This is a genomic window from Luteimonas sp. Soil_N_1 (assembly GCF_057656255.1).
This window is the reverse complement of record NZ_JBDGKS010000001.1, coordinates 1548093-1573383: the sequence shown is the minus strand read 5'-3', so window position 1 is coordinate 1573383 and position 25291 is coordinate 1548093. Positions and strand designations below refer to the sequence as shown.

At 67.0% G+C, this 25291-nt stretch carries 23 protein-coding genes; 12 read left to right on the top strand and 11 right to left on the bottom strand.

Annotation, left to right across the window (positions count from 1 at the left end):
- The first annotated feature begins 4 nt into the window (after positions 1-4).
- Entirely contained in the window at positions 5-337 is a 333-nt protein-coding gene (locus AC3A4E_RS07365; protein WP_487630857.1) for a PepSY domain-containing protein, read from the top strand.
- A 346-nt stretch (positions 338-683) separates the two neighbouring features.
- Here AC3A4E_RS07365 and rplS read toward each other — a convergent pair whose 3' ends face one another.
- The 7 genes from rplS to ffh all read right to left on the bottom strand — a co-directional run bounded on the left by rplS (position 684) and on the right by ffh (position 6419).
- A complete protein-coding gene (gene rplS, locus AC3A4E_RS07360; RefSeq protein WP_487630856.1) occupies positions 684-1133 on the bottom strand; it encodes a 50S ribosomal protein L19 in 450 nt (149 codons plus the stop codon).
- A 145-nt stretch (positions 1134-1278) separates the two neighbouring features.
- Positions 1279-2046 carry a tRNA (guanosine(37)-N1)-methyltransferase TrmD gene (gene trmD, locus AC3A4E_RS07355; RefSeq protein WP_487632039.1) on the bottom strand — a complete coding sequence of 256 codons (768 nt, stop codon included), beginning with the start codon at positions 2044-2046 and terminating at the stop codon, positions 1279-1281.
- A 180-nt stretch (positions 2047-2226) separates the two neighbouring features.
- Positions 2227-2754 (bottom strand): ribosome maturation factor RimM, encoded by a 528-nt coding sequence (gene rimM / locus AC3A4E_RS07350; RefSeq protein WP_487630855.1) that lies wholly within the window; start codon positions 2752-2754, stop codon positions 2227-2229.
- A gap of 37 nt (positions 2755-2791) precedes the next feature.
- Positions 2792-3058, bottom strand: a complete 267-nt coding sequence (gene rpsP, locus AC3A4E_RS07345; protein WP_232116211.1) for a 30S ribosomal protein S16 — start codon at positions 3056-3058, stop codon at positions 2792-2794.
- Between the two features lie 94 nt (positions 3059-3152).
- Positions 3153-3974 carry an aminotransferase class IV gene (locus AC3A4E_RS07340; RefSeq protein WP_487630854.1) on the bottom strand — a complete coding sequence of 274 codons (822 nt, stop codon included), beginning with the start codon at positions 3972-3974 and terminating at the stop codon, positions 3153-3155.
- Complete coding sequence (locus AC3A4E_RS07335; protein ID WP_487630853.1) at positions 3971-5041, bottom strand: NAD(P)H-dependent flavin oxidoreductase; 1071 nt, start codon at positions 5039-5041, stop codon at positions 3971-3973. Before AC3A4E_RS07335 ends, AC3A4E_RS07340 begins: the two co-directional genes overlap by 4 nt.
- Positions 5042-5045: 4 nt before the next feature.
- Positions 5046-6419 (bottom strand): signal recognition particle protein, encoded by a 1374-nt coding sequence (gene ffh, locus AC3A4E_RS07330; protein WP_487630852.1) that lies wholly within the window; start codon positions 6417-6419, stop codon positions 5046-5048.
- A gap of 116 nt (positions 6420-6535) precedes the next feature.
- Between ffh and AC3A4E_RS07325 the strand changes: the two genes are divergently transcribed.
- On the top strand, positions 6536-7324 hold the full coding sequence (locus tag AC3A4E_RS07325) for a cytochrome C assembly family protein (RefSeq protein WP_487630851.1): 789 nt from the start codon (positions 6536-6538) through the stop codon (positions 7322-7324).
- 9 nt (positions 7325-7333) lie between these two features.
- Here the strand turns inward: AC3A4E_RS07325 and AC3A4E_RS07320 are convergent, their stop codons facing one another.
- The gene (locus tag AC3A4E_RS07320) at positions 7334-10804 is read right to left on the bottom strand and encodes an autotransporter family protein (protein ID WP_487630850.1); all 3471 of its coding nucleotides are present in this window, start codon (positions 10802-10804) and stop codon (positions 7334-7336) included.
- Between the two features lie 265 nt (positions 10805-11069).
- Between AC3A4E_RS07320 and AC3A4E_RS07315 the strand changes: the two genes are divergently transcribed.
- The 5 genes from AC3A4E_RS07315 to AC3A4E_RS07295 all read left to right on the top strand — a co-directional run bounded on the left by AC3A4E_RS07315 (position 11070) and on the right by AC3A4E_RS07295 (position 16658).
- A complete protein-coding gene (locus tag AC3A4E_RS07315) occupies positions 11070-11795 on the top strand; it encodes a hypothetical protein (protein WP_487630849.1) in 726 nt (241 codons plus the stop codon).
- A gap of 106 nt (positions 11796-11901) precedes the next feature.
- Complete coding sequence (locus AC3A4E_RS07310; RefSeq protein WP_487630848.1) at positions 11902-12360, top strand: MarR family winged helix-turn-helix transcriptional regulator; 459 nt, start codon at positions 11902-11904, stop codon at positions 12358-12360.
- 2 nt (positions 12361-12362) lie between these two features.
- Complete coding sequence (locus AC3A4E_RS07305; RefSeq protein WP_487630847.1) at positions 12363-13865, top strand: efflux transporter outer membrane subunit; 1503 nt, start codon at positions 12363-12365, stop codon at positions 13863-13865.
- The gene (locus tag AC3A4E_RS07300; RefSeq protein ID WP_487630846.1) at positions 13862-15061 is read left to right on the top strand and encodes an EmrA/EmrK family multidrug efflux transporter periplasmic adaptor subunit; all 1200 of its coding nucleotides are present in this window, start codon (positions 13862-13864) and stop codon (positions 15059-15061) included. The genes AC3A4E_RS07305 and AC3A4E_RS07300 overlap by 4 nt, the downstream gene beginning before the upstream one ends.
- Positions 15062-15083: 22 nt before the next feature.
- Positions 15084-16658, top strand: coding sequence for a DHA2 family efflux MFS transporter permease subunit (locus AC3A4E_RS07295; RefSeq protein ID WP_487630845.1), 1575 nt, complete (start codon positions 15084-15086; stop codon positions 16656-16658).
- A gap of 24 nt (positions 16659-16682) precedes the next feature.
- On the opposite strand, the gene AC3A4E_RS07290 is transcribed toward AC3A4E_RS07295, so the two are convergent.
- From AC3A4E_RS07290 to radA, 3 genes are all read right to left on the bottom strand, one after another.
- Complete coding sequence (locus AC3A4E_RS07290; RefSeq protein ID WP_487630844.1) at positions 16683-17294, bottom strand: hypothetical protein; 612 nt, start codon at positions 17292-17294, stop codon at positions 16683-16685.
- Positions 17295-17391: 97 nt separating this feature from the next.
- Positions 17392-17967 carry a hypothetical protein gene (locus AC3A4E_RS07285; RefSeq protein WP_487630843.1) on the bottom strand — a complete coding sequence of 192 codons (576 nt, stop codon included), beginning with the start codon at positions 17965-17967 and terminating at the stop codon, positions 17392-17394.
- 26 nt (positions 17968-17993) lie between these two features.
- On the bottom strand, positions 17994-19382 hold the full coding sequence (radA, locus tag AC3A4E_RS07280; protein ID WP_232136102.1) for a DNA repair protein RadA: 1389 nt from the start codon (positions 19380-19382) through the stop codon (positions 17994-17996).
- A gap of 217 nt (positions 19383-19599) precedes the next feature.
- On the opposite strand from radA, the gene AC3A4E_RS07275 reads away from it, so the two are divergent.
- From AC3A4E_RS07275 to AC3A4E_RS07255, 5 genes are all read left to right on the top strand, one after another.
- Entirely contained in the window at positions 19600-20655 is a 1056-nt protein-coding gene (locus AC3A4E_RS07275) for a diguanylate cyclase (protein ID WP_487630842.1), read from the top strand.
- A 191-nt stretch (positions 20656-20846) separates the two neighbouring features.
- Complete coding sequence (locus AC3A4E_RS07270) at positions 20847-22046, top strand: tyrosine-type recombinase/integrase (RefSeq protein ID WP_487630841.1); 1200 nt, start codon at positions 20847-20849, stop codon at positions 22044-22046.
- 199 nt (positions 22047-22245) lie between these two features.
- The gene (locus AC3A4E_RS07265; RefSeq protein ID WP_487630840.1) at positions 22246-22644 is read left to right on the top strand and encodes a hypothetical protein; all 399 of its coding nucleotides are present in this window, start codon (positions 22246-22248) and stop codon (positions 22642-22644) included.
- Positions 22641-24626 (top strand): adhesin, encoded by a 1986-nt coding sequence (locus AC3A4E_RS07260; protein ID WP_487630839.1) that lies wholly within the window; start codon positions 22641-22643, stop codon positions 24624-24626. Before AC3A4E_RS07265 ends, AC3A4E_RS07260 begins: the two co-directional genes overlap by 4 nt.
- A gap of 118 nt (positions 24627-24744) precedes the next feature.
- On the top strand, positions 24745-25290 hold the full coding sequence (locus AC3A4E_RS07255) for a hypothetical protein (RefSeq protein ID WP_487630838.1): 546 nt from the start codon (positions 24745-24747) through the stop codon (positions 25288-25290).
- Position 25291: the final 1 nt, after the last annotated feature.

The window sequence follows — 25291 nt, the reverse complement described above, 5'->3', positions numbered from 1 at the left end:
CGCCATGACCCGTACCGCCATTGCCAGCCTGATCACCGCCGCCGCTTTCGCCGTCGCCGCACCGCTCGCCTTCGCCCAGGACCGCGACGATCGCCGCGGCGACGATGACCGCGTGCACGCCGCGGCCGCCGCCAAGGCCGACCCGCGCTTCCGCGCCAACAGCGCCTCGCTCGACAGCATCCTCGCCGATGCGCAGCGTCGTCATCCGGGCCGCGTCATCGATGTGTCCTACGACGACGGCGAATACGACATCGACATCCGCCAGGACGATGGCCGCATCGTCGAGCTGGAATATTCGGCACGCACCGGTCGTCTGCTCGAAGCTGATTACGACTGATCGCGCGACGCCACACGGTCGAAACGAAGGGCGCTGGATGCGGATCCAGCGCCCTTTCCGTATGCACGGACAGGGCGAATGCTCGCAGGCACCAGGTGATTGGGGATCCGACGACATGTCCCCGCGTGGGCGGTCGATACGCCTGGCCCTCGTGGGCCGCAGGCGCCGCGACCCCTCAACAGGTGCTCGAAACGCATCGACCGCAGGCCTGTATCTCCCTGAGGCCACAGTGCCGGCGCCGACACCGCCGATCGAACACCGCCTGATACAGGCAGGTACGACGCGCGGCACTCCAAACGCAAACGGCCGCCTTGCGGCGGCCGTCGTGCGACTCGGAGCGTCCCGATTACTCGGCAGCGGCTGCCGGCGCCGGCGCAGCAGCGGCTGCAGCCTTGTCGGCGCGTGCCTTGTCGTTCTTGGCCTTCGCCGAAGCCGACAGGTCTTCCTTGATGCGCGCCTTCTTGCCTTCCAGACCGCGCAGGTAGTACAGCTTGCCCGCGCGGACCTTGCCGCGGCGCTTGACTTCGACCGAGTCGATCTGCGCGCTGTGGCTCTGGAACACGCGCTCGACGCCGAAGCCGTGCGAGATCTTGCGGACGGTGAACGCGGAGTTCAGGCCGGCGTTCTTGATCGCGATGACCACGCCCTCGTAGGCCTGCACACGCTCGCGGTTGCCTTCCTTGACCTTGACGTTGACGACGACGGTGTCGCCGGGGCCGAAGTCGGGAAGCTCGCGCGTAGTCTGGGCGCTTTCGAATTCCTGCAGCAGGGTGTTCAGGGAGGGCTTGTTGGTCATGATCGTTGCCTGTTGGTGTCGTTATAGGCGTGGTGCACGTGGACGCACGCTCTGGCTCGGCGAGCTCTTCGGCTCGGGTAAAACGGGTTAGCCGCGCATTATAGCCGCGGCCTTGCGGCGAATGCCAGCACCCCGGCGGGTGGCGTCAGCCGCCCGATCCATCGGACGCATTCCCGCCCTGCTCCGCCCGCCAGGCGGCCAGGAGGCGGCGATCGGCCTTGCCCAGCGCGGTTTCGTCGATCAGGTCCGGGCGTCGCTCCAGCGTGCGGACCAGCGACTGCTGGCGCCGCCACTTGGCGATCTCCGCGTGGTTGCCCGACAGCAGCACGTCCGGCACCCGGCCCATGTCGTGCTCGACAGGCCGCGTGTAGTGCGGGCAATCGAGCAGGCCATCGCCCTCGAAACTGTCCTGCACCGCGGATTCCGCATCACCCAGCGCGCCGTCCTGCAATCTGGCGACGGCGTCCACGACGACCGCCGCGGCCAGCTCGCCGCCCGACAGCACGTAATCGCCGATCGACAGTTCCTCGTCGATCTCGGCCTGCAGCAAGCGTTCGTCGACGCCCTCGTAGCGGCCGCACAGCAGCAGCAACCGCGGCAGCGCCGCGAGCTCGCGCACCCTGGTCTGGGTCAGCGGGCGTCCCTGCGGACTCATGTAGATCACGCGCACCGGCGCCGGGTCCGCCGCACGTGCGGCGGCGAGGGCGGCTCGCAGAGGCTCGATCAGCATCACCATGCCGGGGCCGCCGCCGAAGGGGCGATCGTCGACACGGCGGTAATTGCCCTCGGCGTAATCGCGTGGATTCCAGCCCTGCATCGTCAGCAGCCCGCGCTCGCGCGCACGGCCGACCACGCCGACGGCTGCGGCCTGGTCGATGAAATCGGGAAACAGACTGACGACGTCGATGCGGATGGCGCGTGCATCGGCGGACGCGCGCACTGCATCTGCGGACGCGGTGTCGTCTGGATTCGGAATGATGTCGGACGTCATGGCGTGTCCCCTGCGGTCGCATCGCGCAGTGCATCAGGTGCCTGCAGACGCAGCGGTGTATCGACGGCAACAGCGGCCGATTCGAAGGCGCGGCGCACCGTCCTAGAAATCGGGATCCCAGTCCACCGTCACCAGCGCCGTGTCGAAATCGATCGACACGATGTAGTCCGGCACGACAAACGGCACCATGCGTTCGCGATCGCCCTGCGCGACCAGCACGTCGTTGGCGCCGGTCGAGAACAGATGCGAGACGACACCGAAATCGACGCCTTCGACGTTGCGCACGCGCAGGCCTTCGAGGTCGACCCAGTAGTACTCGCCGGGTTTGGGCGGCGGCAGTGCTTCGCGCGGCACGAAGACTTCGAGTCCACGCGTCGCTTCGGCACCGTCACGATCCTCGACGCCGGGCAGCGTCGCGACGACGCCCTTCGGCGTCTCGCGACCCTTCGCGCCTTCGCACTCGCGCTCGATGCCGCGCGGATCGCGCAGCACCCAGGGCTGGTAGCGGAAGATCGCGCTGCGCGGCTCGGTGAAGGATTCGAGTTTCACTTCGCCACGCACACCGAACGCGCCATGGACCTTGCCCACCTGGATCATCCGGCGGGGAGGTTGGCGCGTCGGGTCGTTCATGTCGACAATGGCCGCGCCCGAAGGCGCGGCCCGTCAATCAGGCAGCCGCGGTCGCAGCAGCGACCTTGCCGGCGTCCTTGTACAGCGCGCGGACCTTGTCGGTCATCTGCGCACCCTTGGACACCCAGTGGTCGACGCGCGCGGTGTCGAGGACGATGCGCTGCTCGCCACCGGTGGCGACCGGGTTGTAGTAACCCACGCGCTCGATGTTGCGGCCGTCGCGCGCACTGCGCGAGTCGGTCACGATGATGTGGTAGAACGGACGCTTCTTGGCGCCACCGCGCGTCAGACGAATCTTGACCATTTGCTTTGCTTCCTGTGTTGCCCAGTCGCCAGAGTGGCGAGGTAAGCCGGCGATTATAGCGGAAACCCCCGCCTGCTCGGCAAGCCGGGGCCGCTCAGGCCTCCAGCGGGTCCCACGGCACGGCCGCCAGAACGGCCTGCAACGCCTCCGGAACGACCGGATCTCGCGCGAATGCCTGCCGGTCGACCGAGGCCAGCGGCCACAGACCGCTGCTGTTGCAGGCGAATGCCGCCTGGAAGCTGATGCACTCCGCCAGCCGGACTGGTTCGACGCGCTGGGCCATGCCCACGGCGTCGACACCTGTACGAAGCAGGCCCTCGGTAACGCCACGCAGCGCATCGCCTTCCGGCCAGACGATGCCGCCCTCGACCTCGACGAAGCCGATGTTCCACAAGGCGCCTTCGAGCACCCAGCCCGCGTCATCGACCAGCAGCGCGTCGTCGAAGCCTGCGGCACGGGCGGTACGCCGTGCGTGCAGCAAGGGCAAGGTGGCGAGGTGCTTGAGATGTGCCAGCAGGCGCTGGTGCCGGCAGCTCTGCAGCCGTTGCGGCGTCGTGGGCGCAGTGCGCGGCGGCGACAGCGCAATGAGCAGCGTCACATCCACGGCATCGCCCCGGTCGACCGCCGCAGCATCCACCGCACCGACCGAAACCCGGAGCGTGGCGTCGTCGACTGCGGCAGCGTGAAGCGCCGATGCGAGTTCGCGCTGGATGCGCGCAGCGGACAATGCACTGCCGAACAGCTCGACGTTGGCCGATTGCAGGCGCGTCAGATGACGCCCGAATCCCTGCACCGCACCGCCCCGCACCTGCATCGTCGACAGGTGGCCGTAATTAGTCTGCAACGCGGACAGCGTGACCGCATCGGCAGGCCGGCCCTCGTTCCAGAGGCTGGTGGCCGATGCGATGCGATTCACAGCAATGCGTCGGCCGTGCGCCACCAGTCGGCGACGAGCTCAGCCGCAGGCCGCGCCTGCGCAGACGCAGCCGACTGGCCGGCCCAGGCCTGCATCGCATCGATCCGGTTGTCGCGCGCCGCGGTCGCGCGCATCGGCGCCGTCAATGCGCGCTGCACGGGATAGGGCTGCGGCGGTGGTGCGCCCTCGGATGCGGCGGCGCGCACGTAATCCGTCGCCAGCGCGCGGCCGAGCCGGCCACTGAAGGCGCGCGTCGGCCAGGTCTGTTCGGGCTCCGACGATGCCAGCGCCGCGGACCAGGCCGGTGCGATGCCGGCCTCCGGCGTGCGCAGGAACGCGGTGCCGATCTGCACTGCGCTCGCGCCCAGCGTCAGCGCCGCAGCGATGCCGCGCCCATCGGCAATGCCACCCGCAGCGATCACCGGCACGCGCAGCGCATCCGCCAGTCGCGGAATCAGCGAGAACAGACCGACCAGTTGCATATCGGCGTTCGCCGCATCGAAGGCGCCGCGATGACCGCCCGCTTCGAAACCCTGCGCAACGACCGCGTCGGCGCCGGCAGCTTCGGCCGCGAGTGCTTCATCGAGCGTCGTCGCGCAAGCGAACCAGGCGATGCCGGCGTCTTTCAGCCTCGCGACGAACGGCGCGGGAAACACGCCCATGATCGATGAGGCCACAGCCGGCTTCGCGGCGAGCAGCGCATCGCACTGCGCTTCGAAATCGGCCGGTGTCGCATCACCGGCATCGGCTGGCACGGCCGGCCCCCATTGCGCGAGAAACGCGCTTGTCGCCGCCTCTGCCGCGGCATCACGCACCGGCGCAGGATCGGGAATCCACAGATTGATCTGCGCCGGCCCGTCTCCTGCAGCGCGCAGGCCGTGCATCCAGGTGCCGATGTCATCAGGCTGCGACAGCACCGCGCCCATCGCGCCCATGCCGCCGGCCTCGATCACCGCGTGCGACAGCGCGACCGGGCACGCACCCGCCATCGGTGACAGCAACACCGGCAGGCGCAGTCCGAAGCGCGAGCAGAAGGCGTCACTGCGCTGGCGGGCCGCGGAGCTCATGCGATCAACGGAACGGCATGCGGCCGCCCATGCCGCCCATCATCCCCTGCAGGCCGCGCATCATGCCCTTCATGCCGCCGCGGGCCATCTTGCCCATCATCTTTTCCATCTGCATGTACTGCTTCATCAGCTTGTTGACGTCGGACGGCGTGGTGCCGGAACCGGCGGCGATACGCGCGCGGCGCGAGCCGTTGAGCAGGTTCGGATTGCGCCGTTCCTTCTTCGTCATCGAACCGATGATCGCGATCATCCGCGGCACTTCCTTGCCCTGGCTGACCTGCTGCTTGAGATGCTCGGGCACCTGGCCCAGACCCGGCAGCTTCTCCATCAGGCTGCCGATGCCGCCCATGTTCTGCATCTGCTCGAGCTGGTCGCGCATGTCGTTGAGGTCGAACTTCTTGCCCTTGGCGACCTTCTCGGCGAGCTTCTGCGCCTTGCCCTTGTCGACCTGGCCTTCGACCTGCTCGACCAGCGACAGCACGTCGCCCATGTCGAGGATGCGGCTGGCGACACGCTCGGGATGGAAGACATCGAGGCCGTCGACCTTCTCGCCGGTACCGACGAACTTGATCGGCTTGCCGGTGATGTAGCGCACGGACAGCGCGGCACCACCACGCGCGTCACCGTCGGTCTTGGTCAGCACCACGCCGGTCAGCGGCAGCGCTTCGCCGAAGGCCTTTGCGGTATTGGCGGCATCCTGGCCGGTCATCGAGTCGACGACGAACAGCGTCTCGACCGGATTGACCGCGGCATGCAGCGCCTTGATCTCGTCCATCATCGCTTCGTCAATCGCGAGGCGGCCGGCGGTGTCGACCAGCAGCACGTCGATGAAGGACTTCTTCGCCGCGGCGATCGCCGCGCGCACGATGTCGACCGGCTGCTGCGAGGATTCAGACGGGAAGAACGTCACGTCGACCTGCTCGGCCAGCGTCTTCAACTGCTCGATCGCGGCCGGACGGTAGACGTCGGCCGAGACCACCATGACCTTCTTCTTGCGCTTTTCCTTGAGCAGCTTGGCCAGCTTGCCGACCGTCGTGGTCTTGCCCGCGCCCTGCAGGCCGGCCATCAGGATCACCGCCGGCGCCGGCACGTTGAGGTTGAGCTCGGTCGCCTGCGCACCCATGACCGCGGTCAGCTCGTCGCGGACGACCTTGATCAGCGCCTGGCCCGGGGTCAGCGACTTCAGCACTTCCTGGCCGACCGCCCGCACCTTGATGCGCTCGATCAGCGCCTGCACCACCGGCAGCGCGACGTCAGCTTCCAGCAGCGCGATGCGCACTTCGCGGGTGGCCTCGCGGATGTTCTCTTCGGTCAGACGACCGCGGCCGCGCAGGCGCTCCATGGTGCCGGACAGGCGCTGGGTCAGGGACTCGAACATGCGGGACTCGATGCGACGGAATACGGCCGACGATTATAGCCCGCCGCCCTGTGCGGCCCGTTGCCCGCACGCCGCGATGCGCCCTCCGGATGCGCCCGGCATGAGACACTCGCGCGATGACAATCGTTCTCATCGCAGCCCTGCTCTATCTGCTGGCGGCCGCGGCGCTCGTGCGCGGCGTCGCACGCGAGCCGGCGCCGGGCAGGCTCTGGTGGGCGGCGCCCGCGCTCGGCGCGATCGCGCTGCACGTGACCGCGCATGTGCTGGTGTGGCGCGAGGTCGGCGCCGAACTGCATTTCTTCGCCGCGCTGTCGCTGGTGGGCTTGGGCATGGCCGTGCTGACGGTGCTCTATGACGTGCGTGGTCGCATGGCGGCGCTGGGCGTGATCGTGTTTCCGATTGCCGCATTGACCCTACTCGGCTACGGCCAGGCCGCGCACCCGTCGTCCGACACGCTCGACTGGCGCCTGCAGATGCACGCCTGGTTCGCGCTGCTCGCCTACGCCGCACTGGCCGTCGCCGCCCTGCTCGCGCTGTTACTGTGGGCGCAGGAACGCGCGCTGCGCCGGCGCGAATTCCATCGTTGGCTGCGCGCGCTTCCGCCGCTGACCGAACTCGAATCGCTGCTGTTCCGCACCATCTGGGTCGGCTTCGCCCTGCTCACCGCGACGCTCGTCACCGGGGTGCTGTTCGTCGACGATTTCTTCGCCCAGCACCTGATGCACAAGACCGTGCTCAGCGTGCTGTCCTGGCTGGCCTTCGGCGCCCTGCTGTTCGGCCGCTGGCGTCACGGTTGGCGCGGCGCCCGCGCCGTTGGCTGGACGTTGGCCGCGATGGCGCTGCTGGTGCTGGCGTTCTTCGGCAGCAAATTCGTGCTGGAGCTGGTGCTGCGGCGCACTGTCTGACGTCGCGCGTCACCAGTCCAGACGCACGCCCAGCGTGCCCTCCAGCACCCGCCGACGCTCGCCGCCAAGATTGCGCGTGACATCGCCGACCGCGAACACGCTGACGCCGTCGCTGATCCGCGACACCACGCCACCACCGATCTCGAGCGCCGTGCCCCGACGCTCGCTGGCCAACACATCGCCGCCCAGAACGACGCGGTCGGTGCTGCTGATGTCGTGCCAGAGGTTGGCCTTCAGGTAGGGCCGTGCGATGCCCACGGCGGTGTCGTAGCTGCCATGCAGCCGCGCACCGACGCGCGCGGTTACCGCGTCGCCTGCATCGAATCCGACCGTGGAAAACCGATCTGCGACATCGTCGAACGCCACGCGTTGCCAGATCAGCTGCGCCTGCGGCTCGAGTACCCAGCGCTGACCGAGCGCGATCGGCCAGCCGCCTTCCAGCGAAGCACTGAGACCGTCGCCGTCGAGCTGTACGCCCAGATTCCGGCTCGAGCGGGTATCGCCATCCAGCCGGGACGCCATGACGACCGCGTCGATGTAGCTCCCGCCCGGTGCGATGCGCGACCAGCTCAAGCCGACGTGGTCGCCGTCGAGCCGCAGGTCGCCCACGGTGAGGTTGTCCCAGCCGAGCGCAAAACCGCGCACGTCGCCGCGCAACCTGGTCTGGCCGGCGAACACGCCAATGCGATGTCGGGCCTCACCGCCTTGCCCGGAGGCATACACGTCGAGTCCGGCCTGCACGCCGTTCAATCCGCCATCAAAAGCAGGGCGTGCTGTGCCGCGCCACGCCTGCTCTCGCCGCTGTCCCAGCACGCGCACCCAAGCTGCGGACAGCGCGCCCTCCGACTGCAGCAGACCCTGCTCGCCCTGGCGCTCGTGGAACGTGCCGAGCATCGCGATGCCCATCTCGTAGGCCGCCGGAGGCACAACCGCATAGGCAGGCGTCTCGAGGCGGAACAAGGGCACCACCTCATCGATTCGCGGTGTAGCGCCCGGGGTCGGCGGTTCCGGTGGCGGAGGCACTGGTTCGCCCGGCAACGCAGGTGACGGCGGCGGCGGGGGCTGGATCGGAGGTGCGGGTTCGGGAACGCCTGGATCGGGCGCAACGGGCGGCACCGGCGCAGGTTGTGGCGGAGGCGGCGGGTCGGGATTCCCGGGGGACGGCACCGGTGCTGCCACGAGGGTATTGCGTAGATACCAGTTGTCCGCGGTGCCCGCGCTGATGCCGCCCCGGAACAACAGATATTCGTAGGCGCCTGCGGCCACGGGTGCGTTGAGTGCGAACGCATCACCATCCGTGCCCGCGCCGTCGATCGTCTGGACCAGCAAGATGCCGTCCGTGCGCGTCTGTGCCCCGGCGCCACCTGCATTGACGACGTCCAAGCCGGTCAAACCACTGGCACGGCCGCCGGAGATGACGAAACGGTCCGATGCCGAATCGTCGTCGCCCAGCACCGTGTCCAGGCGCATCGAACCGTCCGCGCCGATGTAGTCGCCGACGATCGTCAGCCGGTCGCCTGCACCGGACGCGCCATTGGTGAAGTCGATCAGGCCGGCATTGACCAGCGTGGCGGTGCGCCCGGACACGAACGGCGTGACGGCCGCATTCGCGCCGGCACCCACGAGAAGCTGGCTGGTCGAATCGATCTCGAACCGGCCCGTCGCAGAGCCGGCATCGCCGAGCAAGAAATCGCTGTCGAGCGTCAACACCGAAGCGTTCGTCAACGCCACCTGTTCCCATCGCGTGTACCGCGCAGCGCCGGCGGATGTCGTGCCGTCGAAGGTCAGCCGATCGACGGCGTTGCCGGTCGTGACGTCGGCACCGGTACCGCCATCGATCAACCGGTCTGTGGCCGCACTCGCTGTCAGCAACGTGTCGTCGAGACCGCGCAGGGTCGCCTGGTCATCGCCTGCGCCCAGCGCGATGTCGCCGCCGATGCTGCCGCCGCCTGTCCATTCGAAGCGGTCGCTGCCCTGCCCGGTCGTGATGCCACCGCCGATGGCGCCACCGCTGACCTGCACGAGATTGTTGCCGTGCAATTGCACACTCGCACTGCCCGGGTTGAACAGCAGCACGTCACCAGCAATGCGGCCGCCGGACACGATTACCGTGTCGTTGCCGTTGTTGAACGTCACGCCGCCACCGATCGCGCCGCCCGTCAGTACCAGCAGGTCGTTGCCCTGCGCCGCGCGCACGTTGCCATCGATGCTGCCGCCGGACATGCGCATCTCGTTGTTCGCCTGCTCGAGATCCACTTCGCCGACGCGGCCGCCGGTCATCGTGAAGAAATCGCCGGCGAAGAACAGACCGACAATTCGTCCGCCGCGGACTTCCGCGACATCGAGCTCGCTGCCCTGGTTCAAAGACCCGATCGTGCCGCCGGTCATCAGGAAGCGATCGACACCCGTGCCCTGGCTGACCGCGCCCAGCACCACACCGTCGCTGATCTCGAACACGTCGTTGCCGCCGCCCTGGCTGACGCTGCCGATGCTGCCGCCGGTGACTGCAAGCGTGTCGATGCCACCGCCTGTCGTCAGTGCGCCGGCGATCTCGCCACCACCGACCAGCGCGACGTTGCCGCCTTCTCCCTGATCCAGATCACCGCCGATGCGACCGCCCGAAACCTCGGCGCGATCGTTGCCGTCACCCTGCAGGACCGTACCGTCGACCGTGCCGCCGGAGAGCACGAACAGATCATCGCCGGCGCCCTGATTCACCCCGCCCGCGACCGTGCCGCCGCGCATGTCGAACACGTCGACACCGCTGCCGGTCAGCACATCGCCGCCGATGCGGCCGCCGCTGATCCGCACCGTATTGGCACCGTTGCCGAAGTTCACCGTGCCGCCGATGTCGCCAGCGGACAGTTCCAGCAGATCGTTGTTCTGCGCGGCACTGACGTTGCCGTCGATGCTGCCGCCCGACATTCGCATCTCGTTGTTGCCCTGCTCGAGATTGACCTCGCCGATGCGGCCGCCGGTCATCGTGAAGAAGTCGCCGGCGAAGAACAGGCCGACGATCCGCCCGCCGTGGACTTCCGCAAAATCGAGCTGGCTGCCCTGATTGAGCGAGCCGATGGTGCCGCCGGTCATCACGAAACGGTCGACGCCCTCGCCCTGGCTCACCGCGCCTGCGACCGTTCCATCGGCGATCACGAAGCTGTCGTTGCCGGCGCCCTGGGTGACGTTGCCGGTGATGGCACCCGACTGCATATCGATGCGGTCCGCACCTGCGCCGAACACCACGTTGCCATCGATGACACCGCTGCCGCCGGACGGGAATGTGAGGCTGTTGCTGCCGCCGGTATCGACGAGATCACCGGTGTACTCGTCGCTGCTGCAGACATGCGCATCGTTGCCCGTCGTGGGTACGGGTACACACTCTGCGTTCGCGTTGGCCGAGAGGATCGACAGGGATGCGGCGATCGCACCCGCCAGCGCCGAGCGGGACACGCGGCGCATGCGCCGGTTCGTGATCATCATCGATGGACCTCCCGCGGCTTACGCCGCTTGGGCGCCGTGTCGTGCCTCGACGGCGTCCGTGCAACCCCTGCCCGGCGATCTGACACCGGCCGTGCGTGAGACACGCGTGAACCCTGAAATCCAGTCGCAAAAACGGCGCAACCGGCGTGCGTAGCTGGACGCGTTGGCCGCGCATCGCGATCGCTTGTCGGATGGTGCGACAGCACGACTGGCGCGGACGCGCACGTTCTGACAATTTCCCGTTTTCTTGATCCGGAAGCCCCGCATGCGCGCATGGACGTTCACCACTGTTCTCGCATCTGCACTCGCGTGCCTGTCGTCAGCGGGCGCGCTCGCATCTCATAGTGCGGAACCGGCTTCGCCGATCCACGGCCATATCGAGTTCCTATGGGAGGCCCCCGCACCCGGCTCGGACGCGCGGCCGGTTGCGCTCGGACTGCTGACTCGGCCCGAGGTCCCGCACCTCGCCTGCTGGAAATCGACCGCGTTTCCGCGGCGCGCGGTCGAGGTGCGGCTGGAGATCGATGATGCGCAAGGGCGGCATCCGCTGTGGGTCGGCGCCGAAACCGGCGCACCGTCGCAGGTCGTCCGCTGCCGCAACATCGATCTGGCCGCGCTCGGCGTCGCACCCGGCATGCGCCACGTCATCCTGCGTTTCGACGGGCGGATTGCCGCGGAGGCGACGATCGAAGTCGCCGACAGTCTCGACACCGCCGCCTTCCATCGCGGCGACCGCACATTCGTCAACGGCCGCACGCGCTACCTGCCCGACATCGCGCCGGCGGACTACAGCGGCCGCTTCGTCTGGGTGCTGACTTTCGGCCCGGATGGCCGGGTGATCGCGGTGGAGACCGAAGTCGCCGAAGGCCTGGCCGCGACCCGGCTGCGCGCTGCCGGCGATGCCGCGGCGTGGATGTACCGGATCGTCGCGGATCCTGACCAGCCCGAGCGCAAGCTGCGCCAGCCCTATGACCTTGTGCCAGGCGGCTGAGTACGGATTCCTGATCTGAACGGCCGCGAACCTGCGGGCTCGGCTCCGTCCGCCGCAACAATACTTGCCTTGACAACAATTGCACGGGCGAGGAATATGCGCCGCCATGGACACTACCCGCCCCTGCGCGTCTGCCAGCGGTTCTTCGCTGGGCCTGCTGTTCCGGCAAGTCCGCGACGCCATGTGGGCGCGGATGGCCGATGAGCTGTCGAACGCCGGCCACGATCTGAGTTTCAGCCAATACATCACGCTGAAGAAGCTTGCGCTCGGCACCACGGGCGCGACCGATCTGGCGCGCGCAGCCGAGCTCAACCCCGGTGCGATGACACGGCTGATCGACAAGCTGATCGAACGCGGCCTCGTCGAGCGCCACGCCAACCCCGGCGACCGGCGCGTGGTGCGCATCCAGCTCAGCGATCAAGGCCAGGCGATCTGGCGCGACATCGACCAGTGCGGCAACCGTGTGCGCGAGCGCGCGATGTCGGGCATGGACGAGGCGCAGCGCCTGCAGTTCATCCGCGTCCTCGAACAGGTCCGCGACAACCTCTCCTTCCCCGGACAGTGACCATGTCTTCTTCCACGACACGCGCCCCGCGCCGGGCGCGGGCTGCCGCATTGCCGATCGTTGCCACGCTGGCGGCTGCGTTGCTGCTGGCCGGTTGTGCCAGCAGCCGCGGGCTCGCGCCGCAACTGACCGCCACCGATGCCGACACGCTCGCCACGACGCGCAGCCTCGGCGGCGAGTCGCTGAGCGCGGCCGACTTCCCGCGGGCCGACTGGTGGACTGCGTTCGCCGATCCGCAGCTCGACGCGTTGATCGATGAAGCCCTGCGCGACAGCCCGTCGCTGGCGGCGGCCGATGCCCGCGCCCGCAGCGCGCGTGCGCAGGCCGGACTCGCCGACGTGCAGCGCAACCCGACGCTTGCTGCCAGCGCACGCGTGAGTGGCGTGCAACTGCCCGCGACCATTGCGCCCGAACCGCTGGGCGGCGACTTCAAAGCCAGCAACGTGCTGATGTTGAACTTCGCGTGGGCGCCCGATCTGTGGGGCGGCCAGCGTGCAACGTTCGAAGCCGCCGCCGGCCAGGCACGCGCCGCGGAAGTAGATGCGCAGGCCGCGCGGCTCAACCTGTCGGCGAACGTCGCGCGCACCTACATCGCGCTGGCCCAGGCCTTCGACACGCAGGATGTCGCCGCGCGCGAACAGGCGCGTGCGAGCCGCCTGCGCGATCTGGCCGCGCAGCGTGTCGATGCCGGTCTCGACAACCAGCTGCAGTTGCGCAACGCCGACACGTCGATCGGCATTGCGCGTCAGCAGGCACAAGCGGCGCAGCAGCAGATCGACGCGCTGCGCAATGCGCTGGCGGCGTTGCTGGGCAAGGGTCCGGACCGCGGTCTCGACATCGCACGCCCGCAGCTGCTGCAGGCCGCCGCGCCGAACGTGCCGGCGGTGCTGCCGAGCGAACTGCTCGGCCATCGCGCCGACGTCGTCGCTGCGCGCTGGCGGGTCGAAGCCGCATCGCGCGGCGTGGATGCGGCGCAGGCCGCGTTCAAGCCGAGCGTCAATCTCAGTGCGCTGGTCGGTCTTGCCGCCGGCAATCTGTCGGACCTGTTCGGAAGTGACGCGGTGCTCGGGCTCGGCGGTCCGGCAATCAGCCTGCCGATCTTCGATGGCGGTCGCCTGCGCGCGGGCCTGTCGCAACGCGATGCCGATTACGACCTCGCCGTCGCCAGTTACAACCAGACGCTGGTGACGAGCCTGCGCGAAGTGACCGACGCCCTGCAGGCGACGCGCGCATTCGATGCGCAGATCGCGACAGTCAGTGAGGCCACCGAAGCCGCACGACAGGCGTTCGCACTCGCCGACACGCGCTACCAGGCGGGCCTCGGCAACCAGCTCGATGTGCTCGCCGCGCAACGTCCGCTGTTCCAGCTCGAACAGCAACTCGCAGCATTGCGCGCGCAGCGTCTCGGCGCATCGGTCGATCTCGACCGCGCGCTCGGCGGCGGCCTCGTGCCGACCGCACCCACCTCTTCCATGCAGACCCACGCCGGGACGATCACGCCATGACTTCCGAATCCACTTCCGCTGCTGCCGCTGCTGTGCCGCAGAAGAACGGCAAGCGCCGCCGCGCGCTTCTGATCCTCGCCGCTGTGACCATCATTGCCGGCATCGGCTGGGCCGCGTGGTATCTGCTGGTCGCGCGCTGGCACCAGGACACCGACGATGCCTACGTGCAGGGCAATGTGGTCAGCATCGTGCCGCAGACGATGGGCACAGTGGTGTCGATCGATGCCGACGAAGGCATGCGCGTTGAAGCTGGCCAGGCGCTGGTGCATCTGGATCCCAACGACGCGCAGGTCGCCTATGACCAGTCCGTCGCGAATCTTGCCGGCACCGTGCGTCAGGTGCGCGGGCTCTACAGCAGCGTCGAATCCGGCCAGGCCGATCTCGCCGCGCGTCAGGTCGCCGTGCGCCAGGCGCGCGAGGACGTGAAGCGTCGCGAGGGGCTTGTCGCCAGCGGTGCGGTGTCGCGCGAGGAACTCGCGCACGCACGCGACATTCTGGCCGGCGCCGAAGCGGCGCTGTCGGGCTCACAGGGCCAGCTGTCGCGCAGCCGCGCGCTGGTGGATGCGACCGAGATCGCCAGCCAGCCGCAGGTGCAGGCCGCCGCCGGCCAGTTGCGCCAGGCGTGGCTCAACCTGCAGCGCATGGCGATCGTCGCGCCGGTGTCGGGCCATGTCGCCAAGCGCGACGTGCAGCTCGGCCAGCGCGTGGCTCCGGGCAATACGTTGATGACGATCGTGCCGCTGGAACAGGTCTGGATCGAAGCGAACTTCAAGGAAACCCAGCTCACGAAGATGCGCATCGGCCAACCGGTCGAAGTGCACGCCGATCTCTACGGCAGCGACGTTCGATACGACGGTCGCGTCGCGAGTCTCGGCATGGGCACGGGCAGTGCGTTCTCGCTGCTCCCGGCGCAGAACGCCAGCGGCAACTGGATCAAGATCGTGCAGCGTGTGCCGGTGCGGATCGAACTCGACCCTGAGCAGGTCGTCGAGCATCCGTTGCGACTCGGCCTGTCGATGCATGTCGATGTCGCCATCCGCGATCAGGATGGCGCCGTGCTCGCCTCGGTCGATGCGCCGCGCAACACGCCGCTGCTGTCGACCGATGCCTATGCCGAACAGCTGGCGCAGGCCGATGCGCTGATCGAACGCACCATCGCGCAGAACCTGCCGGCCACCACCGTCGCCCGTCGCTGATCCGCCGCCCGCCGAGTCCGCCATGTCCACGACCACTGCAGACGCGCCGGACGCCCCTGCCCCGGCCGCGCCAACCGCGTTCCGTCCGCCGAATCTCGCGCTGACGACGATCGGCCTCGCGCTGGCGTCGTTCATGCAGGTGCTCGACATCACGATTGCCAACGTGTCGCTGCCGACGATCGCCGGCAATCTCGGCGCGAGTTCCAACCAGGCGACGTGGGTGATCACCTCGTTCGCGGTCAGCAACGCGATCGCGCTGCCGCTGACCGGTTACATGGTCCGGCGCTTCGGTGAGCGCAAGCTGTTCGTGTGGGCGACGTTCGCGTTCGTGCTCGCGTCGCTGCTGTGCGGTCTCGCATCTAGCATGGGATTTCTGGTGGCCGCGCGCGCGATCCAGGGCTTCGTCGCCGGCCCGATGTATCCCGTCACCCAGGCGCTGCTGATCTCGATCTATCCACCTGCCAAACGCGGTCAGGCCATCGCATTGCTCGCGATGGTCACCGTGGTCGCGCCGATCTGCGGACCGATCCTCGGCGGCTGGATCACCGACAACTACAGCTGGGAATGGATCTTCTTCATCAACGTGCCGATCGGCATCTTCGCCAGCGTCGTCGTCGCCAACCAGCTGCGCGGCCGACCCGAAAAGCTCGAAACGCCGAAGATGGATTACGTCGGGCTGATCACGCTGATCATCGGCGTCGGTGCGCTGCAAACGTTGCTTGACCTCGGCAACGAGGAAGACTGGTTCGAGTCGACCAAGATCGTGTGGCTCGGCATCACCGCGGTGATCGGCCTGGCGGTGTTCCTGATCTGGGAACTCACCGAGAAGGATCCGATCGTCAACCTCCGCCTGTTCCGGCACCGCAATTTCGCCTTCGGCACGATCGCGATGGTGCTCGGCTACGCGGCGTTCTTCGCGGTCGGCCTGCTGGTGCCGCTATGGCTGCAGCGCAACCTCGGCTACACGCCGATCTGGGCCGGCTTCGCGACCGCGCCGATCGGCATCCTGCCGGTACTGCTCACGCCACTGGTCGGCAAGTACGCGACGCGTTTCGACCTGCGCGTGCTCGCCAGCTTCGCCTTCATGGTCATGGCGTTCACCAGCTTCCTGCGCTCGGGCTTCAATCTCGACGTCGACTTCCAGCACATCGCGACGGTGCAGCTGTGGCAGGGCCTCGGCGTCGCGCTGTTCTTCATGCCGGTGCTGACGATCCTGCTGTCGGATCTGGAGCCGCACGAGATCGCCGCGGGCTCGGGCCTGGCGACGTTCTGCCGCACGCTCGGTGGCAGCTTCGCGGCGTCACTGACGACCTGGGGCTGGAACCAGCGCACCACGGTGCATCACGCGCAGCTGATCGAACACATCCCCGCGCACGATCCGACGCTGCAGCAGACCGTCACCGCACTTGGCAACGGCGACGTGCAACGCGGCGCGATGATGCTCGACCAGATGATTGCGCAGCAGGCCGCACAGCTCGGCTTCAACGACATCTTCCACCTGCTCGGCATCCTGTTCCTGGTGGTGATCGCGTTCGTGTGGATGGCAAAGCCGCCGTTCGTGGCGAAGCTCGGCGGCGCCGCGTCGGGCGGACACTGAGGCCACACGCGATCGACGTCGGCGTCAGCGGTCCAGCAGCTTGATGTCGAACGGCTGCAAGGCAGACAGCGTGCTGATGTCCTGCTGCCGGCGCGTCTTCAGATCCACCAGAAAGTTGCGCGCTGCATCGTCGTAGCCGCGACGACTGATGGCGATCAGCGTCGTGCCCTGCCCGCCCGGACCGGGGAAGTAGCGGTAGGCATTCCACTCGACGATGAGGCCGGACGCATCGCGCGCCGACATCACGAAATCCAGCAGGATTTGGTCGCCCGCATCGTTGACGAGCACATCGTAGTTGGCGACCGGATCGGTGGCCTTGCGTGCCTCGATCTGTTCGATCATCGCGCGCACCGTCTGCACGACACCGGCGCCGACTGGCCGCACGTCGATCAGGACCATGCTGTCGTAGCGCTGCACACGCTGACCGGCCGGCACATATTCCTGTTTGTAGAGTGCCGCCGAAGGCGTGCTGACCCATTGCAGCGCGAAATCGGTGTCGCCGAACCGGATCGGGCCCGGCACACCGATGCGATCGGCGACATCGAGTGCAAGCACACCCGCTGGCGCGCACAGCAGCACCAGCCACCACACCGCGATCGCCCAGCGCTTCGGAATGTCTCTGCGGAAACGGCGCATCTGCATCTGTCATGGATGTCGATCGCGGCGGAGTGCCACACCCGCAATCTGCGCCGACACATGACGGATGGGCATCGGACCCTGCCGCGTCCGCTCGTCAGGTGGCTGACAGCAGGACCACGCCGGTGATCAGACCCAGCGCCGTGCCGCCGAGCACCTCGGGCACCGTGTGCCGCGCCATCCGCAATCGCGCCCAGCCAAGCAATGGCAACGCAGCCAGCGCGACGATCGATGCCGCAGGCCACAGTGGCCACGCAGCCACGCCCGCGAACGACAGGCTCGCCATGTGCAGCGACAGCTTGATCCAGCGGTTGGCGATGCCGGCGACGCACAGCATCGCGACGGCGGCGAGTACGCCGTTCGATGTCGCCGACGCGCGGCCGCCCATCCACAGCCAGTAGGCACCGGCAACCAGCAGCGCCAGCGCGTACAGCAGCGGGCGCTCCTGCCGCCGTGAGGCATCGACGGTCTGCCAGTGACCGCCGCGGCGCCGCTGCCAGATGAAGACCGACACGATCGCGATCGCGACGCCGATACCGAGCGCGGTGCGCGACAGCGATGCGGGATCGACGCGCCAAGCTGCAAGCAGCGCGAGCGCTGCGAGCACGAGAAAAGGATGCAGGACGATGGAGACGACGCGCGCGGCGGTCGTCGAAATGGACGTTCGGGGCATCGCCCGATGTTAGCCCGCGCGCCGCGTCAGATGTGTTCCAGCGCCTCGGCCAGACGTTCGACGCCGATCACTTCCATGCCCTTGAAGCTGCCGGTCTTGGGCGCATTCGCCTTGGCGACGATCGCGCGCTTGAAACCGTGCGTCGCCGCTTCGCGCAGCCGCTCTTCGCCATTGGGCACGGGGCGGATCTCGCCACTCAATCCGACCTCGCCGAACGCGATGGTCTTGTCGGGCAGCGGCGCGTCGCGCAGCGACGACAGCACCGACAGCAGCACCGGCAGGTCGGCTGCGGTTTCCTGCACGCGGATGCCGCCGACGACGTTGACGAACACGTCCTGGTCGCCGGTCATGATGCCGCCGTGGCGATGCAGCACCGCCAACAGCATCGCCAACCGGTTGCCTTCCATGCCCACCGCGACGCGGCGCGGATTCGACAGCGGCGACGCATCCACCAGCGCCTGCACCTCGACCAGCAACGGTCGCGTGCCTTCGCGCGTGACCATCACGCAACTGCCGGGCTGCGGCGTACTGCCGCCGGATAAGAAGATCGCCGACGGGTTGGGCACTTCTTTCAGCCCCTTGTCGCCCATCGCGAACACGCCGAGTTCGTTGACCGCGCCGAAGCGGTTCTTGAACGCACGCATGACCCGGAAGCGGCTGCCGCTGTCGCCTTCGAAATACAGCACCGCATCGACCATGTGCTCGAGCACGCGCGGGCCGGCGATGCCGCCTTCCTTGGTCACGTGGCCGACGAGAAATACGGCAGTACCGGTTTCCTTGGCATAGCGCACCAGACGCGCGGCGGATTCGCGGACCTGGCTCACCGAACCCGGCGCTGCGGTCAGCGACTCGGTCCACAACGTCTGGATCGAGTCGGCGATGATCAGCTTCGGGCGCAGTTCGGACGCGTGCTGCAGGATGCGTTCGATGCCGGTCTCGGCCAGCGCATGCAGACCATCGAGCGACAGCCCGAGCCGCACCGCGCGACCCGCGACCTGGGCCAGCGATTCCTCGCCGGTGACGTACAGGCCCGGCAGCGTGCCGGCCATCTGCGCCAGCGCCTGCAGCAGCAGCGTCGATTTGCCGATGCCCGGATCGCCGCCGACCAGTACCACCGCGCCTTCGACCAGGCCACCGCCGAGCACGCGATCGAACTCGCCGATGCCGGTCGACACGCGCACGTCTTCGCCCTGCTGCACGTCCTTCAGCGCCATGACCTTGGGCGCATCGATCTTTCCGGCCCAGCCGCTGCGACGCGATGCCGGCGAACTGGCGGCGGCCGCGCTTTCGAGCACGATCTCGGAAATCGAATCCCACGCACCGCAGGCACTGCACTGGCCCTGCCACTTGTTGAAATCGGCGCCGCACTCGTTGCAGACGAAGGCGGTACGGGCTTTGGAAGCGGTCTTGGCCACAGGCTGCACGGGTCATGAAGGGACGGCCACAGCATATCGGAGCGGCGTCGCATCACCGGAGACGCGGGCAGGCTGCGCACTTATGACGCGCGGCCCCAAACGCAACTGCCGGACGTCACGCTTCCCCCGACGGCGAACGCAAAAGCAGTACGGGGCCGCCCGGCAGGTCTAGAATTTTCACACCACGTCCACACACAGCAGCGAGCCGGCCACGCAGGTGCCCTACTACGACGACATCGTCGACCGCTCGCGGACGCCCGCCCTACGTTTCGTGGCACGCATCCGTCGCATGCGCATGCTCGGCACCCTGCTCTGTGCACTGCCCATCGGGTCGGTCCTGCTGGAGCGTGGCGTTCCCGGCTGGGTCTGGGTGGCGCTTGTGCTCAACACATTCGCCTGGCCACAGATCGCCTGGTGGCTTGCGGGGCGCGCCCGCGACCCCGCAGCCGTCGAGTACCGCAACCTGTTGTTCGACGCGGCCGTGGGTGGTGCGTGGATTGCCGCGATGGCCGTGAACCTGCTGCCGACCGCCGTCCTGCTGACCGTACTGACCGCAGACCGCTTCGCGGCGGGCGGCGCGCGCCTGCTGGCCCGGGCGGCGCCTGCGCTGGGCCTGGGATTCGTCGTCGTCTGGTTCGCGGGCGGACAGGCGTTCGAGCCGGCGACGTCGGCCCGTACGATGATCGCCTGCCTGCCACTGATGTTCGGCTACCAGTTCGCGCTCAGCGTGGTGACCTGGCGGCTCGGACGCACGATCGCGCGCCAGAACCGTGAACTCGAACTCGCCACCCGCACCGATGCGGCCAGCGACCTGCCCAACCGGCGCCACTTCGACGCACGTGCGGCGCACGCCTTCACGCTGTTCCAGCGCAGCGGGCGTCAGGCCGCGCTGCTGCTGATCGACATCGACCACTTCAAGACCACCAACGACCGCTACGGTCACGGAATGGGCGACATCGTGGTGCGGCGCGTCGGGGAAGTGTTGCGCGGCGCGGCTGTCGGCGACGACGTGCCGGCGCGCTTCGGCGGGGACGAGTTCGCCCTGCTGCTGTGGCCCGCCGACCGCGAACGCGCACTTGTAATTGCGGAGCGTGTCCGCACGGAGGTGTCCGGGCTGGTCTTCGAGGCCGAGCCCGGCCTGTCCTGCACGGTCAGCGTCGGGCTGGCCGAGACGCGCGCCACGCAGGCCGCGCTCGTGGACTGGATCCGTGATGCCGATGCCGCGCTCTATCGCGCCAAGGCCGCCGGACGCAATCGCGTCGATGCCACCTGACAAGCCTTGACCCGGACCCACGAAAAAAGCGACCCGGAGGTCGCTTTTTTCGTGGATCTGGTGCCGGAAATAGGAATCGAACCTACGACCTACGCATTACGAATGTAAAATACTAACAATGTAATCATGCACTTGTAGAACGTTAGGGAAATTTCTGGGAAAATGGGGCTCAATCCTGACAAGGAGTCAGCATGGCCCGCCCCAAGAAGGACAAGTCCACGCAAGGCGTCTACGACCGCGGGGGCTCATGGCAGGTTCGCATCAAGCGCCAAGACGCGTCCAAGCAGATCCATCGCATCAACCGCACCTTCCCTTACGACATCGACGCGCCGTCGGCGTCGCCCCATAGTCGAGAGGCCGTCCATAAGAAAGCCGCCGCCTTCGCTGCCGCCGAGCGCGCCGCGCTGCATGTTGAGAAGCGACCGACAACTGCACTCCTTGAGACCCAGACCCTGGGTGCCTGGATGCAGCGGTATGAGGATGAGATCTGCCCTCGGAAGAAGAGTGGTGATGGCGACAGACGAACCAGCCGCCAGCTACGCGCCCGCTTTCCCAAGCTCTGCGCTCGCCCCGCCCAATCGTTGCTGCCGCAGGACTTTGGTAGCACGGCGAAACATGGGGTTGCTCGAGTCCTCGATGAGCAATTTTTCTTGGCCCCCTCTACCATCGTGCGACAACTGGCCGTTCTGTCCCATGTGTTCACGGTGGCGGCAAAAGAGTGGCACTTCGATGTCGCCAACCCTGTGCTGACGGCCAAACGCCCTAGCGTGGACAACGAGCGGGACCGGGTCGTGACCGACAAGGAATGGTCAGCCATCCTGAAAGCGATGGAGGGCGCAAACCCCGCCACCCGCAGCGCCATTGAATTCCTGCGTTGGACTGCATGCCGACGAAGCGAGGCCGTGAAACTGCGTTGGGAAAACGTGCGCCTGGACGACAGTCCCGTAGCCACGTTCAAGGATACGAAGTCTCCAAAGACGGGCAAGGTCCAGCACCGGACCATCCCGCTCACGAAAGAGGTCGTGAAGGTGCTAACCGCCCTGATTCCGGAAGACGTGCCCACGCCCATCGGACCCGTTTTCGCGATGGGAGAAAACCGTGCCGTTCGCCCCGACAGCCTGACCCAGGCATGGGCGCGGGCCTGCGGCAAAGCAAAAGTGGTCGATGCCACCCTCCATGATTTGCGCCACACCCGCACCACTGAGCTCGCCGACCTGCTGCCGCTTCAGAAGGTGATGCGGATCACGGGGCACAAGACCCCGAAGATGCTCATGCGCTACTACAACCCCAAAGCCGAGGACCTGGGCCGCGACGTGGAGCTGGCTGAAGCGGAGCGCGATAGGCGGCTGAAGGCCTTGGCCAAGAAGAAAGCCAAAAATAAAACCAGCTAGCTCTCCCTTTCTGGTATTGCTTTCACCCATTCTTCTGCTATGGGTAGAAAGCCGGTTGGCGCAATGGGTCCAATCGGAAACGCCCCTGGTCAGGGCAGGCCCCTGAGAAATCGGGGGCCTTTTTATTTTCGATTCGGGTATTGCGCAATCCCATTTCTTTGCTACCCCTGGGATACAGACCTCATCCCATGGAAGCCCCGTGTTTCGAATCGCCCTTCTTCTTTCTTGTCTTTCCCTAACAGGAATTGCAAACGCCCAATCCCTGTCTTTGATTGAGAGCCTGGCCGAACGGCCAATTGGATTGGTGCAGGGCGAAACCTGCCACATCCGTGGCGCGGTCTGGGCCAATGGCCCCCGTCCCGGCGTTCCCATCGCGCTTATCGACGTGGTCAGTGGCGAGGTCTTCGACGCGGTAACCGACGCCAGGGGCGTTTACGCCCTTTCCATTCCCTACTCGGGCCCCGCCGTTCTTCAAGAACGAATCGCGGCGCCCATTGGCGTGCCCGAACGGTTTCGAGCCGACGTCCAGATCCACGAGGGGGGAGTCGTTTGCGACCACCGCCTCACCCATTCCCCCGCTTCGGAGTCCGCCCCTTGAACACGTCCCTGAAAACCTTGGCCCTAGTTGTAGCGGCCACCCTTTCCGTGAATGCCCACGCAGCTTTGATCGTTATCGGTGACGGTGCGAACACGCGAGGCGAAGCCAACAACATCGCCATCGGCAACAACGCTGTGGCGTGGGCATCCCCCTACGCTGATCACGCGATCGTTATTGGGGCAGATTCCATGACTCTTCGTGGGGGAGTCATTCTCGGTAGCCGCTCCCGTATCGATGGAGTCGGTTCGGTTGTGGTAGGTAATGACTCGTCAGCGGGCCAAAACGCGACTGTGGTAGGGCAAAACGCCGGGGCGTCGTATGCGGGAACAGCTGTTGGCCACAACGCTAGGGTTACCGGCTTTGCCAATGGCGTCGCACTGGGTGCCTCTTCTGTCGCTGGCGAGAATCAAGTCTCTGTTGGCAATGAATCGCTCAAGCGCCGTGTCTCCAATGTCGCTTTCGCCACGGCCGCTAATGACGCGGTCATCCATCAACAGGTCGTGCCTGCCCTCTCGGGCGTAGTCACGGGCCTGGGCGGCGGCGCGACCTACGACCCTGCCACGGGCGCTTTCACCGCCCCCAGCTACGCGCTTCGCTTGGGCACCTTCACCAACGTCGGCCAGGCCCTGGCTGCGTTGGACACGGCCATTGCCAACGGCGGCGGTGGTGGCGCAGTCGAAAACCCATTCTTCGCAGCCGAGGGCCAGCGCACCGGAGCCAACAGCGCGAACGCAGCGGGCTCCTACTCCGTTGCAGCCGGTCAATCAGCCCAAGCCACTTTCTACGGCACCACGGCCGTGGGTTCCCTGTCTGGGGCAGTAGCCGAAGCAGCAACGGCCGTGGGCCACCAGGCCCAAGCCAACGCTGAAGAAACGACGGCAACCGGCGCTTATGCCCAGGCCAACGCTCGCCGGTGTTCGGCCTATGGCTACAGCGCGGAGTGCAACGAGGAGAACACCACCTCATTCGGCCGCGAAGGGGAGGCTCGCCGCCTCGTCCACGTCGGACCAGGTCTCAACGCGACGGACGCGGCCAACGTCGGCCAGTTGAACCAGGTTGCCGGTGCCCTTGGCGGCGGCGCGGTGGTGTCCTCGCTCAACGGCCAGTTGCTGGGCCCGAATTACTTCTTCCGCGACAACACGAGCCACTCAAACGTCGGCAGCGCTCTCGACAACCTTGATGGTCGGCTCTTCGCGCTGGAGTCCGCACCGCCTGTGACGGGCCCCGGCACCCCTGGGACTCCAGGCGAACCGGGAGAGCCTGGCAGCCCAGGCAATCCTGGTGAGCCAGGCACACCCGGCGCACCTGGCAACGACGGTCGCGACGGCACCGATGGCCAAGACGGCGCTCAAGGCCCGAAGGGTGACAAGGGTGACAAGGGCGACAAAGGTGAGCCGGGCAATGGGCGAGTGCTCCATGCCGGCCGCAACGTCCAGGTGACCGCGAACGACGACGAGAGCCAGACCGCAAGCCTGTCGGACACGGTTCTGCTCTCGGAGCAAGGCTCGATTCGTGTTGGCGGCACAACGGTGGACAGCCGGGGCGTGTCCATCGAAGGCGGCCCGTCTATGACGACGGCGGGGGTTAACGCGGGCAATCAGCGGGTGACCAACGTGACCTCGGGACGTATCGAGGCCGGGTCGACGGATGCGGTGAACGGTGGGCAGATTTGGGAGCTTCAGCGTCAGCAAGATGACCGCTGGCAAGACGTGGATCGTCGCGTGGATCGGCTGGACCGGCGAGTGAGCAGCGTCTGCGCAATGGGTCAGGCAAACGCCCAGATGGCTTCCTCAACTGCCTCCCTCAAAACGCGTAACCGCTTCGCGATGGGCAGCGGGCATTGCGGTGGGGAGATTGCCCTCTCGGTCGGCTACGCCCGCGATGTGACCACACCTCGTGGATCGCCATCTGCTTTCTCTGTTGGTGTCTCTCGAAGCGGTAGTGACACGGCAGTAGGCGTGGCATGGGCTATTGGTTGGTAACGAAAGGAGGTGATCCGTCTCGGCAAAGCCTCCATTGGGGGCTTTGTTCGTTTTTGGGGATTGCGCAATTCCATTTCTTTGCTACCCCTGAATGAGACCAATCCATTGGAGCCCTCCCTTGCTTAAATACTTCTTCGTCGCCTACCGAGAATCCAGCGGCCCCCGCTGGGGTTCTCGCTTCATGAAAGCCGCTGGAACCCTGTTTCTTGGGTCACCCGTGAAAAAAGGATTGGGCCACCTTCGCGAGGAGATCCAGGAGCAGTTCTATTACTGCAAAGAGGATCGGACCCTGCCGCCTCCGGATCAGCTTCACGAGCATCGCGAGCACTCGATCCTCGCCAACGAATACCGCCAGGAAGAATTGCCCGTTTGCGCCAGCGCCGTTTTCCGCGTGAACGCCGCCCTGTCGATCCTGGTCGTGGGTTTGGTGGCCTTGCTCCCGGTCGCGTTCAAGGGCGGCCAGCCGGACGTCGCACCGGGGCTGTCGTCCTGGGTCGCTGGCACCGCCGAAACGGTGGCTGGAAAGGCCGGCGAACTCAAAGGAGCCGGTGAGCCGGCCAGCGCCGAACGCTGCAAAGCCCTTCAAGAACTGGCTGCCATTCCGGGGTTCTTCACCCCCGAGCAGCTTGCCGATGAGCAAGCCAAACACCCCCACTGTTTCTGAC

Excerpts from the sequence above, each read along its gene's own strand:
- AC3A4E_RS07365 (WP_487630857.1), top strand. The coding sequence starts at position 5 with ATGACCCGTACCGCCATTGCCAGCCTGATCACCGCCGCCGCTTTCGCC.
- rplS (WP_487630856.1), bottom strand. The coding sequence starts at position 1,133 with ATGACCAACAAGCCCTCCCTGAACACCCTGCTGCAGGAATTCGAAAGC.
- rimM (WP_487630855.1), bottom strand. The coding sequence starts at position 2,754 with ATGAACGACCCGACGCGCCAACCTCCCCGCCGGATGATCCAGGTGGGC.
- rpsP (WP_232116211.1), bottom strand. The coding sequence starts at position 3,058 with ATGGTCAAGATTCGTCTGACGCGCGGTGGCGCCAAGAAGCGTCCGTTC.
- AC3A4E_RS07335 (WP_487630853.1), bottom strand. The coding sequence starts at position 5,041 with ATGAGCTCCGCGGCCCGCCAGCGCAGTGACGCCTTCTGCTCGCGCTTC.
- ffh (WP_487630852.1), bottom strand. The coding sequence starts at position 6,419 with ATGTTCGAGTCCCTGACCCAGCGCCTGTCCGGCACCATGGAGCGCCTG.
- AC3A4E_RS07325 (WP_487630851.1), top strand. The coding sequence starts at position 6,536 with ATGACAATCGTTCTCATCGCAGCCCTGCTCTATCTGCTGGCGGCCGCG.
- AC3A4E_RS07320 (WP_487630850.1), bottom strand. The coding sequence starts at position 10,804 with ATGATGATCACGAACCGGCGCATGCGCCGCGTGTCCCGCTCGGCGCTG.
- AC3A4E_RS07315 (WP_487630849.1), top strand. The coding sequence starts at position 11,070 with ATGCGCGCATGGACGTTCACCACTGTTCTCGCATCTGCACTCGCGTGC.
- AC3A4E_RS07310 (WP_487630848.1), top strand. The coding sequence starts at position 11,902 with ATGGACACTACCCGCCCCTGCGCGTCTGCCAGCGGTTCTTCGCTGGGC.
- AC3A4E_RS07305 (WP_487630847.1), top strand. The coding sequence starts at position 12,363 with ATGTCTTCTTCCACGACACGCGCCCCGCGCCGGGCGCGGGCTGCCGCA.
- AC3A4E_RS07300 (WP_487630846.1), top strand. The coding sequence starts at position 13,862 with ATGACTTCCGAATCCACTTCCGCTGCTGCCGCTGCTGTGCCGCAGAAG.
- AC3A4E_RS07295 (WP_487630845.1), top strand. The coding sequence starts at position 15,084 with ATGTCCACGACCACTGCAGACGCGCCGGACGCCCCTGCCCCGGCCGCG.
- AC3A4E_RS07290 (WP_487630844.1), bottom strand. The coding sequence starts at position 17,294 with ATGCGCCGTTTCCGCAGAGACATTCCGAAGCGCTGGGCGATCGCGGTG.
- AC3A4E_RS07285 (WP_487630843.1), bottom strand. The coding sequence starts at position 17,967 with ATGCCCCGAACGTCCATTTCGACGACCGCCGCGCGCGTCGTCTCCATC.
- AC3A4E_RS07270 (WP_487630841.1), top strand. The coding sequence starts at position 20,847 with ATGGCCCGCCCCAAGAAGGACAAGTCCACGCAAGGCGTCTACGACCGC.